We start from the raw sequence: 15,870 nt of genomic DNA on the forward strand, positions 1-15,870 counted from the left end.
GTATAAATCCGACATGTCGGGATACGGAGCGTCCGACATGTCGCCCCGCCGGACGGTACGCAACCTGAGCGGTGTGCAGAAGACTCTCTTCTGACGGAGAGAGGGGGCCCGTGACCGACGCCATCATCGAGCTCGACCTCAGTGTGCCCTGGGAACCGCCCGAGCGCCCCGGGCCCGTCGTCGCGCGCCGGTGGCGGAGGTGGCGCCGCGCCTTCCTCGGGATGGTCGTGCTCGGGATCGCCACGGTGCTGCCCGGCGGCGCGGACCACCGGCCCGGGCTGGAGCCGCTGTGGACGGCCGGGTTCCAGGTGCTCGCGCTCGACGCCGCCGGCGGGCGGATCCTCGTGCACCGGTACCGGGCCACCGGCGCCGACCCGGTCGCCGAGGCGCTCGACGCGCGGACGGGGCGGGTGCTCTGGCGGCGGGAGAGCGCGGCCGGCGAGTCCTACGTCGCGCTCACCGGCCGGACCGCGGTCGTGCAGGTCGAGCGGGCCGACACGGGCGGGGCGTTCCAGGGGTGGGTCGACGGCCTCGACGCCGCCACCGGGGAACAGCGGTGGCGGCGGGAGCGGGCGCGCTTCGCCGGGCTGGCCGGGGACGTCGTCGTGGTGCAGGAGCTCGCGTGGCCGGGCGAGGACGACCGGTTCGACACCTCCTGGGGCAACCCCGACGACCCGGCCGTCGCGCTGCCGCGGGTGGCGCACCACGAGCGGTACCTCGGGCTCGACGAGCGAACGGGCACTCCACGGTGGACGGCCGAGCTGGCGCCGGGGACGAGAGCGGGCTCGACTACGCGCCGTACCCCCGGCTGCGCGGGCTGCGCGAGCTCGACCGCGACGGGGCGCTGCGGGTGCGGGACCCGGCCGGCGGGGCGGTCACCGGGAGCTTCCGGCTCGACTTCGCCGGCGTCGTCTCGCGCCACCAGGCCGGGCTGCCCGGGCAGGAGCTGGTGCTGCCGGCCGGGCGCGGCGGGACCCAGGTGTTCGACCTGGCCTCGGGGCGGCGGCTGTGGACGTGGGCGGGGGAGTCGCCGGCCTGGAACGGGCCCGTCCCCTGCCTGCGCGCGCACTACTGCGTCTTCGGCGACGGCGGGACCGACGTGCTCGACCCGGCCACCGGGGCCGTGCTGTGGCGGGTCCCCGGCTACTCGGCGCCGCTGCAGGACGACGGCGACCGGCTGGTGATGTACCGCCCGACGGCCGAGCAGTTCCGGCCCGACGACGTGGCCGCGTTCCCGGCCGATCGGGGCGGTGGCGTCGCATGGCAGCGGCGGGGCTGGTTCCTCGCCAACGGGCCCTTCATGGCCGCCCCCGGCACCCCCTCCTTCGTGTGGCGCCCGGCCGGCACCACCGACGCGATCGTCGGGCGGCTCGACCCCGGGGACGGGTCGGTGCACATCATCGGCCGAGCCCCCGATTTCTACGGCACGCCGCAGTGCTCCGCCACCGCCGGCCGGGTCGCCTGCCTCGCGGTCGGGGTGCTGTACGTGTGGAGGCTGCGGTGAGCCTGATCGATCTCGGCGACCCCGGGGCGTGGTCGCCGCCGGACGAGCCGGTCCGCCGCGGCCGGGGGCGCCTGGCCGCGCTGGTGGTGGCCGTGCTCGCCGCCGCGCTGCTCGTCGCCGACGGGCCGCCCCGCGACGGGCGGCCGCTGTTCACGCTCGCGGACCGGGTGCTCGACGCGCGGCTCGCCGGCGGGCTGCTGTTCGTCTCGCGGTACGAGGACGGCGGGCCCGGCCGCTTCGAGGCGCGCACCGTCGGCGGGCGGCTGCTGTGGAGCCGGCCGCGGGCCGGGGAGAACGAGGGCCTGGCCTTCGCCGCGGGCGATGTGCTGGTGCTGACGTCGGTGTACGGCCTGCAGTCGGCCCAGGAGGCCACCGCCACGGCGCTCGACCGGCGCACCGGCGCGCAGCTGTGGCACCGGTCCGCGTCCGTGGTCGCCGGGTCCGCCGGCCCGGTCGTGGTGCTGGAGGACGTCGACGGGGTGACGCGGCCGTACACGCGCGTCGGCACGGACAGGCCGACGCGGCTGCTCGGCGTCGACTTGCGCACCGGCGCGGCCGCCTGGGAGCAGACCCTGCCGGCCGGCTCGCTGGTCTCCTACGACATTGCCGACTTGCGCCCGGACACGCTCGGCTCGATCGACGAGCTCACCACCGGCGGCACCCTGCGGCGCCGCGACCCGCGCTCGGGGGCGGTGACGACAAGCACGCCGTTGGCGGGGCTCGGCGGCAACGCCTCCGGCTCCGCCGTCTACGGCGACCGGGTCGTGGTGGGCCGCATCGGCCTGCGGGGCGCGGACGTCTACGACCTCGCCTCGGGCCGGCTGCTGTGGCGCTTCGACCAGCCGGACGGGGGGCCGTTTCCCTGCGGGCCGGGGCGCTGGTGCGCCGTGGGCGGCGACGGCATCCACGGCCTGGACGCGGCGAGCGGGCGCGGCGTGTGGGACGTCGGGCAGTACAACGACCTCTTCGCCTTCTCCGGAGACCTGATCGTGGCCGGTGGCCTGGGCAACTCGACCTCGCTCACGCACGAGCCCGTGGTGCTGGCGATCGACGCCCGCACCGGCGCCGTCGCGCACCGGCTGACCGGCTGGGTCGGCACGTCCTTCACCGTCGGCCCCCGCAGCGTGGTCACGCACACCGACGCCGGGCAGTGGCAGGGCGTCGTCGGCCTCTACGATCCCCGGACCGGCAACGTGCGGGTGCTCGGCCGCGGCCGGCTCGGCCCGGCGCCGCGCTGCCAGACCGGTGAGGATGTGGTCGTCTGCCTGGGCAACGGGCTGACCGTCTGGAGGCTGCCGTGAGCTTCTGGCAGCGCGGCGGTGTCTCGCTGATCGGGCGCTTCGGCGGCCGGCTCCTGCTCGCGGACACCACGCAGTCGCAGGCGACGCAGGACCCGGCGCAGAGCCCGCCGATCCCACTGCTGGCCGTCGACGAGCGCACGGGCGCGACGCTCTGGAGCGGCACCGTTCCCGCCGGGCGCGAGGCCTCCCTCGGCCGCCCGATCGGCGGGGGATGGGAGCTGACCTCGCTCAACGTCCTCGGCCCGGACGGCGTGCTGACCGGCTACGACCTCGGCCTCGGCGGAGAAGTGACTGTCTGGCCGCTGCCGGCGGCGGCCCGGCGTTAGCACAATGAACCCGTGCCGCCGAGCGCGCCGCCGACCGCCGACCGCGCCGCCGTGATCGATCTCGGCGACGCCGGCACCGCCTGGGCCGCCGACGCCGACGCGGGCCCGGCCGGGCTGCCCCGCGGCTGGGGGCTGGTGCTGTCGCTCGGGCTGGTGCTGTCGCTCGTGTCGGCGGCACCGGGGCCGCAGCGGCCGGCCGAGGTCACCCGCCAGCCGCTGCGCAACGGCGCCTACCAGCTCGCCGGGGACGTGCTGCTGGTCCTGGAGAGCGACCGGACCCCGACGCCGGTCGAGGCCTTCGACGCCGGCGACGGGCGGCCCCGGTGGACGTTCACCCCGGACGAGCCGGTCACCCTCGCCCACGCGGCCTCCGCCCCGGACGCCCGCGACGTGGTGGTGCTCTGGCCGGACCTGTGCCGCTCCGCGACGACGGGCACGACGTTCGCCGTCGACCGGCGCACCGGACGCGAGGTCTGGCAGGCGCCGGGCGTCCCCGTCCGTACGGCGCCCGCCGTCCCCGGCACCGTGGTCACGCGCAGCCTGTGGTCGGACGGGTGCGGCGCCCTGGCCGCCGGGGCGCCGACCGGCGGCGCGCTGCGGTGGCAGGCCCTCGACGCGGGCGGGCGGCCGCGCTGGGAGGTGCCCGTCGACGCCGGCACCCGCATCGCCCTCGACGCCGCCGAGGCGGGCGCGGCCTGGGCGGCGCTCGCCGACCGGCAGGGGGCGATCAGCGTCGTCGACTTCGTGACCGGCCGCCGCAGCGCCGCCGGGGCGCTCGCCGCCGGGCCCGCCGAGCTCGTCGCGGCCGCGGGTGACCTGCTCGTCCTCGCCGTATTCGGCGCCGGCCGGGACGGCGGCACCGCGCTGACCGCCTTCCGCCGCGACGCCTGGTCCACGCCCCTCTGGCGGGCGACGGTGCCGACCGGGCCCGCGTCCGGGCGCACCGACCGGTTCGCCGTCCGGCCCTGCGGACCGGCGCTCTGCGTCGCCGGGCAGCGCACGTTCGTCCTCGACCCGGCGAGCGGGGCGACGCTGTGGACCCCGTACGTGCGCGCCGATCTCGTCGCGGCGCCCGGCGGCCGGCTGGCCGTGGCCGGGGCGCGCACGGCGACGCTGCTCGACCCCGCGACCGGCGCGCCCACGCCCGAGCTGCCCGGGTGGGAGCCGCTCGGCGCGGACGCGGACCGCCAGCTGCTCGGCACCGCCTCCGGCGAGGACGCGACCCTGCTCGGGCTGCGCGCGGGGGCCTCGGTGGCGCCGATCGGTACCGTCGACGGCCGCCTCGACGCGTGCGAGCTGGACGGCCCGCGCCTCGCCTGCCAGACCGGGGCCGGCGAGGTCGTGCTCCTGCGACTGGCGACCAAGAGCTGATGCGGGGACGCTGGGAACGTGGGCGAATTGATCGATCTGGGTGAATCACATGGGTTCGTCGACGGTGAGGAGACGCTGCAGTGGCCGCCCCCGCGCGGGGCCGGGCGCCGGCAGTGGCCCGTCGTGCTGATGCTGACGCTCGTGGTGCTCTTCGCCACCGGCTCGCGGCCCGGGACCGCCGTCGAGGAGGCCGGCACCCTCGCCGAGCACGCCTCCGACCTGGTCGCCGACCGGTCCGCCGTCTACGCCGTCCGCGACGAGCCCGGGCTCACCGCCTACGACTGGAGCACCGGCAAGGTCAGGTGGGACCGCTCGCTGGCCGGGCCCGGGGGCGGGCAGGCCTACCTGGCCGCCGACCGCGCGTACGTGCGCCACCGCCCCTGCACCGCCACCGCCGGCTGGAGCCTGGAGCGGATCGACCCCGCCACCGGCCGGGCGCAGTGGTCGCGGGGCGGCGCCCCGATCGCCGTCGTCGCCGGCCCGGACGGCGGCGCGCCCGGGCTGCTCACCATCGACGACCGGGCCGCCGTCTGCCCGCCGGTCGTGCCGCCGCGCGGCGCCGCCCCGAACCCGGTCCGCCTGGCCGGGCTCGACGCCGAGTCCGGCGTCGTCCGGTGGGCGTTCGACGTGCCCGGCGGGGCCCGCGTCGTCGCGCCCGACGTGCCCGGCAGCGCCTGGTTCGCGGTCTGGTACTCCGGCGGCCGCACCGAGATCCGCAGCGCCGCCACCGGGGGCGTGTCCGCCGCCGCCGACGTCCCCGAGCTCGCCGACACCCCGCCGACCAGCGTCCGGATCGTCGGCGGCCTCCTCGTGATCGTCGCGGTGCGCGCGGACGGGGCGCTCATCACGGCGTACGGCAGCGACACCCTGCGCTACCGGTGGCACATGCTGTTCTCCTCCGCGGAGCAGGCGCCGATCGCCGAGATCGCCTACGGCCCCGTGGTCGTGATGTGCGGCCCGATGGTCTGCGTGCCCAACTGGCGCGACCTCGCCGTGCTCGACCCGGCCACCGGCGCCGAGGCCTGGCGGCGCCCGGTGCAGCTCGACGCGGCCGGCCCCGGCGTGCTCGTCGCCCGCGACCGCGACGACTTCACGCGGGTGCGCGTCGTGGACTGGTACACCGGCGCCGACCGCGCCGACCTCGCGGGCTGGGCCGTGGTGCCGACCGCCAGCGCCGGCACGGACGACGACGACATCGGCTTCGCCCCGGCCGGCTCGGTGCTCGTGCAGCGTCCGGAAGGCGACGGCTCGCGGCTGGCCCGCATCGACCTGCGCACCGGCGCCATCACCCCGCTCGGCAACGTCAGCCCCATCCCGTCGCGCTGCTCGGTGCGCCATCGCCGGCTCGCCTGCCTCGCCGGCGGGGACTCGGTGCGGCTGTGGCGGTTGCCCGGGTAGCTACATTGGCACCCAGGGCTTTCACGGGAACTTCACGTCCCGTGAACCACAATGGCCCGGATTCGGCTGGGGGTGAAGGGCGTGCGCGTGCTCGTGATCGAGGACGAGACGAATCTCGCCGACGCGATCGTCCGGGGACTTCGGCGGCAGGGCATGGCCGTCGACGTCGCCTACGACGGGACCGCCGGGCACGAGATGGCGATGGTCACCCGCTACGACGTCGTGGTGCTCGACCGCGACCTGCCCGGCATGCACGGCGACGACATCTGCGCCGACCTGGTCGCCTCCGGCGCGCTGACCCGGGTGCTGATGCTCACCGCCAGCGGCAGCGTCGCCGACCGGGTCGAGGGCCTGCAGATCGGCGCCGACGACTACCTGCCCAAGCCGTTCGCCTTCGACGAGCTCGTCGCCCGGGTGCAGGCCCTGGGCCGGCGCGCCACCCCGGCCGCGCCGCCCGTGCTCACCATCGCCGACCTCGTCCTCGACCAGGCCAAGCGGGTCGCGACCCGGGCCGGGCAGCCGCTGGACCTCACCCGCAAGGAGTTCGGGCTGCTCGAGGAGCTGCTCAAGGCCCGCGGCGCGGTGGTCTCCAGCGAGGAGCTGCTGGAGCGGGTCTGGGACGCCAACGCCGACCCGTTCACCACGACGGTGCGGGTCACGATGATGACGCTGCGCAAGAAGCTCGGCGAGCCGGCGCTCATCGAGACCGTGGTCGGCGCCGGATACCGGACGCGGCCGCCCCAATGACCATCTACGACGCCCGCCGCACCGCCGTCTTCCGCCCGACCTTGCGCCTGCGGCTCACGCTGCTCAACGGCATCCTGCTCGTCGGGGCCGGGCTGGTGTTGGTCGTGCTGGCCTACATCCTGGTCGACGGCGCGCTCAAGCCCGCCGACCAGCTGCAGCCCGGGACCAGGGTGGTGCTGGCCGACGGCACCGAGGTCGACGCGCACACCTGGCAGACGGACCTCGTCGACTCCGCCGAGTGGGAGCTGCTGACCCGTGGCAGCCTCGCGCTGCTGCTCATCGGGGCCGTCGGGGTCGCGGGCGCCTACGTCGTGGCCGGGCGCTCCCTGCGGCCGCTGCAGCGGGTCACCACCACGGCCCAGCGCCTCTCCGGGGAGTCCCTCGACGCGCGGATCAACTACGACGGGGCCGACGACGAGGTGGCCGAGCTCGCGAAGACCTTCGACGCGATGCTCGACCGCATCACGGCCGCGTTCGAGACCCAGAAACGCTTCGTGGCCAACGCCTCCCACGAGCTGCGCACCCCGCTGGCCGTGATGCGCACCGAGGTCGACGTGACGCTCGCCGACCCGGAGGCGGACGTCACGGAGTACCGCCGCATGGCCACGGTCGTGCGCGACGCCTCGATGCGGGCCAACGCGCTGGTCGAGTCGCTGCTGCTGCTGGCCCGCACCGAGGCCCAGGCCGGGCGGCGGCTCGGCCGCAAGGTGAGCACCGACCTGGCCACCGGGGTCACCGTCGCCCTGTCGGCGATGGGCAAGGAGGTCAAGCGGCTCAACCTCGACGTCAGCACCGACCTGGCGCCGGCCAACGTGGTCGGGGACCCGGGGCTGCTGGAGCGGCTGGCGGGCAATCTCATCGAGAACGCGGTGCGGTACAACCATCTCGCCGGGCGGATCTGGGTGCGCACCGGCACCGACGAGACGCTCGCCTGGCTCGTGGTGGGCAACACCGGCTTCGAGGTCGAGCCGGCCGACCTGCCCGCCCTGTTCGAGCCGTTCCGCCGCGGCGGGCGGGAGCGCACCGGCGCCCGCGGCACCGGGCTCGGGCTGTCGATCGTGCGGGCCGTGTGCGAGGCGCACGGCGGCGGCGTCTCCGCGGTCGCCCTCGACGGCGGCGGGCTGGAGGTCACCGTCTCGCTGCCGGCCGCCGCGGTCACCCCGGTGCTGAGCGGCACCGCGCCCGTCCCCGTCGTGTGACGGCGGGCACTTGCGCTCAGAACCCCCGCGCGGCGGGCCGATCTGTCCTGCGTTGCCCCGGATGCGTTGGAGGCGGGTCGGATGCGGCTGCGCAGCTGGCTGGTCGTCGGTGTCAGCGTCGCGCTGCTGCTGGCCATCGGCGCCGTCGGCATCTCGGTGAACCGTTCCGCGCTGCGGGCGGCCGAGACCGTGCACCGCGCCGACTCCCTCGCCCTGGCCACCAACAACGGCAGCCTCGCCGCGCAGGTGCTGCTCGTCTCGGCCAAGGAGCTCAACGACTTCGCCACCAGCCACCCGCTGTCGATGACGCCCGGTGACCCCGGCGACGCGGCGGCGCTGCAGGAGTACGCGAAGAAGTCGCCGTCGTTCGGCTACGGGCTCATGCTCACCGACCTGACCGGCAACGCGCTCAGCGCCAGCGGCCCCGCGACCATGTTCCCCGATCCGCTGTCGGCCGCGTTCAAGCCGCTCATCTCCTCGCTCGCGCTCGGCCGGCCCGGGTTCTCCTCGATCATGACGGTGCGCGGCACCCTGGTGCAGGCGGTGGCCGTGCCCGTCGTCGTGGGCAGCCAGCCGGCGGCGATCCTGTACGGGTTCGTGCCCCTGACGAAGAGCCAGCTGCAGGAGTACCTCGTCGAGCTCAAGGACGACTCGCACGTCTCGCTGCTCGTGGACGCCGCGGGGGTGATCGGCGCGTCCAGCGACCCGGCCCGGCTCGGCGGCCGCGTGGACCCGGCGGTCGCCGCGAAGGTCACCTCCACCGGCTCGGTGTTCGTCACGTACTCCGAGCGCGGCCACGCGATGATCGCCACGGTGCACGGCGGGCTGCCGGGCGGCTGGGCCTACGTGCGCACGCAGTCCACGGCCGCCTTCGACGGGCCGGTGCGCAACCGCAGCCTGACCATCAACCTGGCGCTGCTCACCATGCTGCTCGTCGGGGTCGCGGGGCTGGCCGTCCTCGGGTACCGCTCGCAGCTCGTCCGCCGCCGAGCCGAGGAGCGCTTCTCGGCCCTGGTCGAGCACGCCCCCGACGTCGTGGTGGTGCTCGACGACGAGGGGCGGGTGGAGTACGCCAGCCCGAGCGGCCGGCGCATCCTCGGCGTCACGCGCGTGGGCACCCCGGTCTTCGAGATCGTCCACCCGGACGAGCGCCAGCACCTGCGCGAGCGGTTCGCGGCCCTGGCCGGGGAGAAGGGCGCCCTGGAGCGCCTGCAGGTCCGGGTGCGCCAGGCCGGCGGCGACTACCGCTGGTTCGACCTCACCGCCTCCAACCAGCTGCACAACCCGGCCCTCGACGGCGTGGTGATCAACGCCCGGGACATCACCGACTCCCGCGAGATGCAGGACCGCCTCGCCCACGACGCCCACCACGACCCGCTGACCGGCCTGCCCAACCGGCGCCGGCTCCAGCAGCGCCTCGCCGACTCGCTGGCGGCCGAGCCGGTCGCGGTGCTCTTCGTCGACCTGGACGGCTTCAAGCCGGTCAACGACGAGCTCGGCCACGAGGCCGGCGACGAGCTGCTGCGGCAGGTCGGGGCGCGGCTGAGCGGCTGCCTGCGGCCGGTCGACGTGCTGGCCCGGGTCGGCGGGGACGAGTTCGTGCTGCTCCTGCCCGGGGTCGGCACCGAGGACGAGACGCACTCGGTCGTCGCCCGGCTGCGGGCCTGCGCGGACGCGCCGTTCGTGATCCAGGGCGAGGAGGTCCGGATCGGGGCGAGCATCGGCGTGCACCTGGCGGGGCCGGGCGAGGACCCGGACGCGGTGCTGCACACGGCCGACCAGGCGATGTACGCGGTCAAGAACGGCCGCGACCGGCCGGGACGGCATCGGGCCTGACCGCGGCGACCGGGACCAGCGGCGTCGCCGGGGGGCTCGCGACGGGCGGGGCGGGGGAGCGGACGGTCAGCGTGGTGCGCACGGCGCCCCGCTGCACGAGCTCGATCGTCAGCGCCGTGACGCGTGTGGGTGTCACCTGGTCCCCCTCGGTTGCGTACCCGCCGCCGCTCACCTGTCTACCGCTCCCGCCGCGCGTGCGCACCGTAGTTGCCGAAGGCGTGCGCACCCGAGTGGTTCGATCACCCGGCGTAGAGTGATCCGCCCTCTACTGACCGTGTAACACGCTCGGAAGCGGCGTCGCGTTACGGTCTATCTCACGCAGCGTCACGAAGTCCCTGATACGTCAGGTAACCGACGGTCACGAACGCAAGGGGGTATGGGCGGTTTTTGCCCCTGTGGCGAAAATCCGGTCTCCGGCTTCCGCCGGTGCCCGCGCGCCTTCTAGGTTCTGCGGACATGGCCGTCAGCGATGACGTGGCTCCCGACGAGTGGGAGTGCCGCGTGTTCCTCGCCGTCGCCGAGCACCGCCAGCACACGAAGGCGGCGGAGGCGCTGTCGCCGACGCGGCCGTCGCACCTGCGGGACCGGCCCTACGCGCGGCAACTGGTGGGCAAGACCATCGCCCGCATCGAGCGCTGGTGCGGGGAGCCGCTCTTCGAGGGCAACCGCGGGCAGCTGCGCCTGACCGAGCGCGGGCGGGACTTCGAGCGGGCGGCCCGCAGCGTCGTCGGCGAATACGAGCTGATGCGCCGGCCCGGCCCCGGCGACGGGCTGCCGCGGCTGGCGTGCCTGCCCCACCACGCGGCGTTCGTCGCCCCCGCGCAGGCGCGGCTGGCCGAGCGGTTCGGGCGACCACGGGTCGCCGTCGAATACCTCGAACCCCATCGGCACGCCGCCCCGGAGCTCCACCGGCACGCGCTGCTCATCGGCGCGCCCGCGGCGGCGGGCGGCCGCTCGGTGCGCCTCTACACGGCGCGCCTGGAGGCCATGGTCCCCGCGGCGCACTTCCCGGGCGTGCGGCTGGCGCTGCCGGAGCTGCTGCGGCGGTACCGTCCGATTTCGCACCTCACCGGCGTCCCCGAGGACCGCCGGGCGGCGTGGGGCCTGGACCGGCACTCCGGCGGCGGCGCCGGGCGGCCGACGGCGGACACCGCGGCCGCCGTGCTGCGCCTGCGCCACGAGACCGCGGCGCGCTGGGACGGCCGGGTGCTCGTGGTGCCCTCGGACGTGGCGCTGCCGTTCAAGGCGGGGATGGAGTTCGGGGGGCGGCACGCGGACCGCTTCAAATGGGTGCCGGTCGTCGCCGACGCGCCGCTGGCCTACGAGGTGCACCTGACCGTGCGCCCGGGCGGGCCGGACGAGGCGGTGGAGGCGGCGGTCGCCGCGGTGCAGGCGGCCGCGCGGGCCCTGCCGCACCTCGGCGGCGGCTGAGCGGCTTCCCGCCCGGCGCGCGCGTGCCGCGAGGCCCCCACGGTGTTGCCGCGCTTGTCGCGTTGCGCTGGCTCGGGCGGCGCTGTGCGCGGGCTCGGGCTGCGCTATGCGCGGGCTCGGGCTGCGCTATGCGCGGGCTCGGGCTGCGCTGTGCCGGGTGCGCGCCGCGCGGGTGGCGTGCGTCGGGCTCGGGCTCGGGTTCGCGCGGTGCTGGGTGCCGTGGCGCGCGCGGCTGCCGCGCGGGTGGCGTTGTGCGCGGGTTCGGGTTCGCGCGGTGCTGGGTGCCGAGGCCCGCGCGGCTGGCGCGCGGGTGGCGTTGTGCGCGGGTTCGGGTTCGCGCGGTGCTGGGTGCCGAGGCCCGCGCGGCTGGCGCGCGGGTGGCGTTGTGCGCGGGTTCGGGTTCGCGCGGTGCTGGGTGCCGAGGCCCGCGCGGCTGGCGCGCGGGTGGCGCTGTGCGCGGGTTCGGGTTCGCGCGGTGCCGGTGCGTGCCGCGCGGGTGGCGTGCGCCGGGCTCAGGCGCGGCCGCGGACGAGGGGCAGGAAGACCTCGTCGACGATCTCGACCAGCACCTCGTCGGGGACGGTGGGGATGCCGCGCATCGCGTACTCGGCGCGCAGCAGCATCATCGGGGTCGCCGCCACGCGCGGGTGCGCGGCTGCGGGCGGCGCCTCGTCGCGTGCCACGGCGCGTTCGAGCATGGCCAGCCAGACCCGGTCCATCGTCGCCGCGCCCGAGCGCTCGCGCATGAGGTCGAGCAGCGCCGGGTCGTCGGCCGCGGCGGCCAGGAGCCCGCGCAGGATGGCGCCGTGCGGGGACGACCAGGTCTCGTTGGCCCGGCGCAGCATCTCCAGGGCGTCGCCCCGCAGCGTTCCCGTGTCCGGGTTCGGCATCACGGCGTCGGAGAGGTGGCGGTACGCCGCGATGCCCAGGGCCGCCCGATGCGGCCACCGGCGGTAGATCGCGTTCTTGTTGGTCCCGGCCCGGGCGGCGACCCGGTCCATGGTCATGCCCGCGTAGCCGGACTCGCGCAGCTCGTCCGCGGCCGCGCGCAGGATCGCCTCCTCCAGCTCGGCGCCCCGGCGTCTCGTGGTCATGCCTTGCAGGGTACTGGACGTACCCTATAAGGTACTGGCCGTACCGTATTTGAAGGGTTGGGCGATGCGCGTCTTCGGCATGAACTACGACACCGGTTTCGTCAGCGGCGGGACCACGACCCACGAGCCGTGGGACCCCGAGACCGTCCGGCGCGACCTGCGCGTCATCAGCGACGAGCTGCACTGCGACGCGGTACGGATCACGGGCGGCGTGCAGGACCGGCTCGAACTGGCCGCGCGGCTGGCGGCCGAGGCCGGGCTCGAGGTGTGGTACTGCCCGTTCACCAACGGCCTCGACCGCGACGCGCTCCTGGCGTTCGTGCTCGACGGCGCCGAGCGGGCCGAGCGGCTGCGGCGCACCGGGGCGCGGGTCGTCTTCCTCACCGGCTCCGAGATCGCCATGTTCACCGACGGCTTCCTGCCGGGCCGCGACCTGCCCGAGCGCATGGCGCTGTTCACCGACCCGATGCGCATGCGCGAGGCGGTCCCGGCCGCGCGGGCCGCCGTGCACGACTTCCTCGCCGAGGCCGTGCCCGCCGTGCGGGAGCGCTTCGGCGGGCCCGTCGGCTACGCCTCGATCCCGCTGGAGGCCGTGGACTGGGCGCCGTTCGACATCATCGCGAGTGACGCCGGCTACCGCGACGCGACCAACGCCGCGGCGTTCCCGCAGAGCCTGGCGGCGGCGGTGGGGCAGGGCAAGCCGTACGCCGCGACCGAGTTCGGCTGCTGCACGTTCCGCGGCGCGGGGGAGGTCGCGGGGGCCGCGGAGCCGGTGACGTACGACGAGCACGGCACGGCCGCGACGATCACGCCCGGGCTGGAGCGCGACGAGGAGGGCCAGGCCCGCTACATCCTGGACCTGCTGCGCGACTACGAGGCCGGCGGCGCGGACGCGGCGTTCGTCTACACGTTCGCGAACCGGCACCTGCCCACCACCGGGGACCCCGTTCGCGACTTCGACCTGGCCGCGCGCGGGATCGTGCGGGTGCTGCCGGACGGCTCGTGGACGCCGAAGGCCGCGTTCCACGCCCTCGCCGACTACGGCCGCGCCCGCGCGCTGAGCAGGAGCGGGCTCAGGGCGGAGTAGCCGCGAGGTGTTGTTCGAGGGCCGCCTGGCGCGGCCCACGGGCTCCGGTGGCTCCGACCGGCCGTGACCCTGGCCGAGGGCCGGTCAGAGCCGGGCGAAGTGGTCGCGACCAGCCGTGCCTGGCTGGGGGCATGCTCAGAGCCGGGCGAAGTAGTCGCGCGCGGCCGCGACGCCGCCCTCGGCGCCCAGCGCGACCATGAGCGCGGCCCAGGCCTTCCCGGCGGTCAGCCGCGGGGCGAGGATGGCGCCGACGCTGGCCGCCAGCCCGTCGGGGAGGCGGGGCGGCCCGGCCGTTCGGGCGCGGGAGGTCACGACGACCGGGATGTCCCAGGAGACCAGGTCGGCGACGGTGCCCAGCAGGGGGACGGGAACGTTGAGCGCGCCGGTGCCCTCCAGCACCACGCCCCGCGCCCCGGCGTCGGTGGCGGCGACGAGCGGCGCCGGGCCGATCCCCGGGTACGCCTTGACCAGTGCCACGTTCGTCTCCGGCTCGCCCGGCGGCGACGGGGGGCGCGGGGGCGCCGCGGCGGTCAGGGTGACGCGGCCGCCGCGCACGCGGCCGAGCGGCCCGTGCGGGGCGGAGGTGAACGCGCCCGGGCGCGCCGTGGCGGCCTGGCGCACCCGGGCGGCCGCGTGCAGCTCCCCGTCGAGGCAGACGAGCGCGCCGAGGCCGGCCGTGGCCGGGTCCGCCGCGGCGGCCAGGGCGGCCGTCAGGTTGGCGGGGCCGTCGCTGTCCGGGGCGTCGAGCGGGTGCAGGGCGCCGGTGAAGACGATGGCGCCCCGGGCCGTGCCCGGGTCGCCGGCCGGGCCCGCGACGAGGTCGGTCAGGTAGGCCGCCTCCTCCAGCGTGTCGGTGCCGTGGGTCGCGACGACGCCGTGGAAGCCCTCCTCGCCGAGGGCCGCGCGGACGCGGCGCGCGGCCGCGGCCATCGTCGCGGGGGAGGCGTCCCACCCGGGCTCGGCCAGGACGTCCTCGACCGTGACGTCGACGCCGGCCGGCGGGGTGGCGGCGGCGAGGAGGGCGGCGCCGGTGGCGATGGAGCTGGTGCGGTACGCGATGGTGTCCTTGGATGCCAGCAGGAGCACGCGGCGGGTCATCGGAGTCGTTGCTCCAGCCGCTCGATGCGCTCCAGCAGCGGGGCCAGGGCGGACTCCAGGGTGGGGGACTGGGCCTGCAGGTGGACGTAGCCGGCCAGCGCCGCGGTCACGGCGCGGCGGGTCAGGCGCAGCTCCGCGCCCAGGGCGCGCAGGGCCTGACCGGCCGCGCCGTCCGGCTCGGCGACCAGGCCCAGGAGCAGGTGCTCGCAGCCGACGTAGTTGTGGCCCAGCGCGGTCGCCTCGGTGACCGCGAGCTCCAGCGCCGCCGCCGCCGGGGCGCTGAATCGGCGGCCGTGCGCGGGTTCGGCCGGTTGGGGCGTCGCGTTCGTCGCCGCGGCTGGGGCGTTGGGCCGGCGGCCGTGCGTGGGTTCGGCCGGTTCGGGGGTCGCGTTCGTCGCTGCGGCTGGGGCGCTGGGCCGGTGGCCGTGCGTGGGTTCGGCCGGTTCGGGGGTCGCGCTCATCGCCGCCGCGACCGCCGGCGGCTCGATGTCGATCGCGCGCAGGACGTGCAGGGCCAGGTTGCCGCCCTCGGCGACGATGCCGGTCAACAGGTGGGCGGTGCCGACGGCCGGGGCCCGCTCGGCCGTCGCGCGCTCGGCGGCCAGGCGCAGCACGGTGCGCACGCGGGCGGTGAAGTGCGGCAGGCGGGCGGCCAGCGCAGCGTCGTCGAGGTCGCCGAGGACCGTCTCGCGGATCGCGGTCACCCTCCGCACGGCCTGCTCGAGCGCGCGCTGACAGATGGCCGAGACCGGGATGCCGGTGGCCTTGACCGCCTCGGCGAGCTCGTCGGGGAGGTAGACGTTGATTTTCGGCACCCGTCAGATATACCCCGCATGGGGTTATACGTCGAGCGACGCGGCGGCTCGGCCCCGGTATAGGACGGGAACCGGCCTGAACCGGCCCTAGCGTGGGCCGAAGTTCCGCCACGACACGAGGGAGATCTTCATGAGCAGCACCCCACCGCCCGGGTACACGACCGTCGCGCCGTGGATCGTCACGCCCGACACCGGGCGGTTGCTGGACTTCGTCACCGCGGTGTTCGACGGGGTCGAGACGGGCCGCGTCCGGCTGGAGGACGGCACGATCGGGCACGCCGAGATCCGCGTCGGCGACACCGTCCTGCTCGCCTTCGACCGGCTGCCCGACTGGCCGGCGATGCCGTCGCTGCTGCGGGTCTTCGTCGCCGACGCCGACCGGACGATCGAGCGCGGGGTCGCCGCCGGGGCCCGCGTGGTCACCGCGGCGGCCACGCAGGCCTTCGGCCAGCGGGGCGGCCGGATTCGCGACCCGTTCGGCAACATCTGGTGGATCAGCGCGGTGGTCGAGGACGTCGCACCCGAGGAGGGGGTGCGGCGGCTCGCCGAACCGCGGTACGCCGACGCGATGCGCGACGCCCAGGAGACCCTGGACCGGGAGCTGAGCGGCCGCGCGCACAGCGTCGTCAGCCGCCTGCCGGCCGGCTGAGCCCCGGCGCGGGC

Annotated in this window: 14 protein-coding genes and 1 pseudogene; 12 read left to right on the forward strand and 3 right to left on the reverse strand. The window is 76.3% G+C overall.

Going from position 1 to position 15,870, the window contains the following annotated elements:
• Positions 1 to 221: 221 nt before the first annotated feature.
• The 10 genes and pseudogenes from ACQP1P_RS08180 to ACQP1P_RS08225 form a co-directional block, all read left to right on the forward strand.
• Positions 222 to 743 (forward strand): annotated as a pseudogene (locus tag ACQP1P_RS08180) (PQQ-binding-like beta-propeller repeat protein); the annotation flags it as partial.
• Positions 744 to 748: 5 nt separating this feature from the next.
• Positions 749 to 1,504: a hypothetical protein gene (locus ACQP1P_RS08185; protein ID WP_433090483.1), complete on the forward strand. Its 756-nt coding sequence runs from the start codon at positions 749 to 751 to the stop codon at positions 1,502 to 1,504.
• Entirely contained in the window at positions 1,501 to 2,805 is a 1,305-nt protein-coding gene (locus tag ACQP1P_RS08190) for a PQQ-binding-like beta-propeller repeat protein (RefSeq protein ID WP_433084619.1), read from the forward strand. Before ACQP1P_RS08185 ends, ACQP1P_RS08190 begins: the two co-directional genes overlap by 4 nt.
• On the forward strand, positions 2,802 to 3,131 hold the full coding sequence (locus ACQP1P_RS08195) for a hypothetical protein (protein WP_433084621.1): 330 nt from the start codon (positions 2,802 to 2,804) through the stop codon (positions 3,129 to 3,131). Before ACQP1P_RS08190 ends, ACQP1P_RS08195 begins: the two co-directional genes overlap by 4 nt.
• 12 nt (positions 3,132 to 3,143) lie before the next feature.
• On the forward strand, positions 3,144 to 4,502 hold the full coding sequence (locus ACQP1P_RS08200; protein WP_433084623.1) for a PQQ-binding-like beta-propeller repeat protein: 1,359 nt from the start codon (positions 3,144 to 3,146) through the stop codon (positions 4,500 to 4,502).
• An 18-nt stretch (positions 4,503 to 4,520) separates the two neighbouring features.
• Entirely contained in the window at positions 4,521 to 5,900 is a 1,380-nt protein-coding gene (locus ACQP1P_RS08205) for a PQQ-binding-like beta-propeller repeat protein (RefSeq protein ID WP_433084625.1), read from the forward strand.
• Between the two features lie 81 nt (positions 5,901 to 5,981).
• Positions 5,982 to 6,647: a response regulator transcription factor gene (locus ACQP1P_RS08210; RefSeq protein ID WP_433084627.1), complete on the forward strand. Its 666-nt coding sequence runs from the start codon at positions 5,982 to 5,984 to the stop codon at positions 6,645 to 6,647.
• Positions 6,644 to 7,846, forward strand: coding sequence for a sensor histidine kinase (locus tag ACQP1P_RS08215; protein ID WP_433084629.1), 1,203 nt, complete (start codon positions 6,644 to 6,646; stop codon positions 7,844 to 7,846). Before ACQP1P_RS08210 ends, ACQP1P_RS08215 begins: the two co-directional genes overlap by 4 nt.
• A gap of 81 nt (positions 7,847 to 7,927) precedes the next feature.
• Positions 7,928 to 9,682: a diguanylate cyclase domain-containing protein gene (locus ACQP1P_RS08220; protein WP_433084631.1), complete on the forward strand. Its 1,755-nt coding sequence runs from the start codon at positions 7,928 to 7,930 to the stop codon at positions 9,680 to 9,682.
• Between the two features lie 456 nt (positions 9,683 to 10,138).
• The gene (locus ACQP1P_RS08225) at positions 10,139 to 11,113 is read left to right on the forward strand and encodes a hypothetical protein (RefSeq protein WP_433084633.1); all 975 of its coding nucleotides are present in this window, start codon (positions 10,139 to 10,141) and stop codon (positions 11,111 to 11,113) included.
• A gap of 512 nt (positions 11,114 to 11,625) precedes the next feature.
• On the opposite strand, the gene ACQP1P_RS08230 is transcribed toward ACQP1P_RS08225, so the two are convergent.
• Complete coding sequence (locus tag ACQP1P_RS08230) at positions 11,626 to 12,207, reverse strand: TetR/AcrR family transcriptional regulator (RefSeq protein WP_433084635.1); 582 nt, start codon at positions 12,205 to 12,207, stop codon at positions 11,626 to 11,628.
• Between the two features lie 64 nt (positions 12,208 to 12,271).
• Between ACQP1P_RS08230 and ACQP1P_RS08235 the strand changes: the two genes are divergently transcribed.
• Entirely contained in the window at positions 12,272 to 13,294 is a 1,023-nt protein-coding gene (locus ACQP1P_RS08235) for a hypothetical protein (RefSeq protein WP_433084637.1), read from the forward strand.
• A 135-nt stretch (positions 13,295 to 13,429) separates the two neighbouring features.
• Here ACQP1P_RS08235 and ACQP1P_RS08240 read toward each other — a convergent pair whose 3' ends face one another.
• Positions 13,430 to 14,380: an asparaginase gene (locus tag ACQP1P_RS08240; RefSeq protein ID WP_433084639.1), complete on the reverse strand. Its 951-nt coding sequence runs from the start codon at positions 14,378 to 14,380 to the stop codon at positions 13,430 to 13,432.
• Between the two features lie 8 nt (positions 14,381 to 14,388).
• Positions 14,389 to 15,207, reverse strand: a complete 819-nt coding sequence (locus tag ACQP1P_RS08245; RefSeq protein ID WP_433084641.1) for a Clp protease N-terminal domain-containing protein — start codon at positions 15,205 to 15,207, stop codon at positions 14,389 to 14,391.
• A 130-nt stretch (positions 15,208 to 15,337) separates the two neighbouring features.
• Here ACQP1P_RS08245 and ACQP1P_RS08250 point away from each other — a divergent pair, with 130 nt between their 5' ends.
• Positions 15,338 to 15,856, forward strand: a complete 519-nt coding sequence (locus ACQP1P_RS08250; protein ID WP_433084643.1) for a VOC family protein — start codon at positions 15,338 to 15,340, stop codon at positions 15,854 to 15,856.
• The last annotated feature ends 14 nt before the right edge of the window (positions 15,857 to 15,870 follow it).

The organism is Dactylosporangium sp. CA-052675, assembly GCF_050947935.1.
Lineage (GTDB): Bacteria > Actinomycetota > Actinomycetes > Mycobacteriales > Micromonosporaceae > Dactylosporangium.

Excerpts from the sequence above, each read along its gene's own strand:
- ACQP1P_RS08215 (WP_433084629.1), top strand. The coding sequence starts at position 6,644 with ATGACCATCTACGACGCCCGCCGCACCGCCGTCTTCCGCCCGACCTTG.
- ACQP1P_RS08220 (WP_433084631.1), top strand. The coding sequence starts at position 7,928 with ATGCGGCTGCGCAGCTGGCTGGTCGTCGGTGTCAGCGTCGCGCTGCTG.
- ACQP1P_RS08225 (WP_433084633.1), top strand. The coding sequence starts at position 10,139 with ATGGCCGTCAGCGATGACGTGGCTCCCGACGAGTGGGAGTGCCGCGTG.
- ACQP1P_RS08230 (WP_433084635.1), bottom strand. The coding sequence starts at position 12,207 with ATGACCACGAGACGCCGGGGCGCCGAGCTGGAGGAGGCGATCCTGCGC.
- ACQP1P_RS08235 (WP_433084637.1), top strand. The coding sequence starts at position 12,272 with ATGCGCGTCTTCGGCATGAACTACGACACCGGTTTCGTCAGCGGCGGG.
- ACQP1P_RS08250 (WP_433084643.1), top strand. The coding sequence starts at position 15,338 with ATGAGCAGCACCCCACCGCCCGGGTACACGACCGTCGCGCCGTGGATC.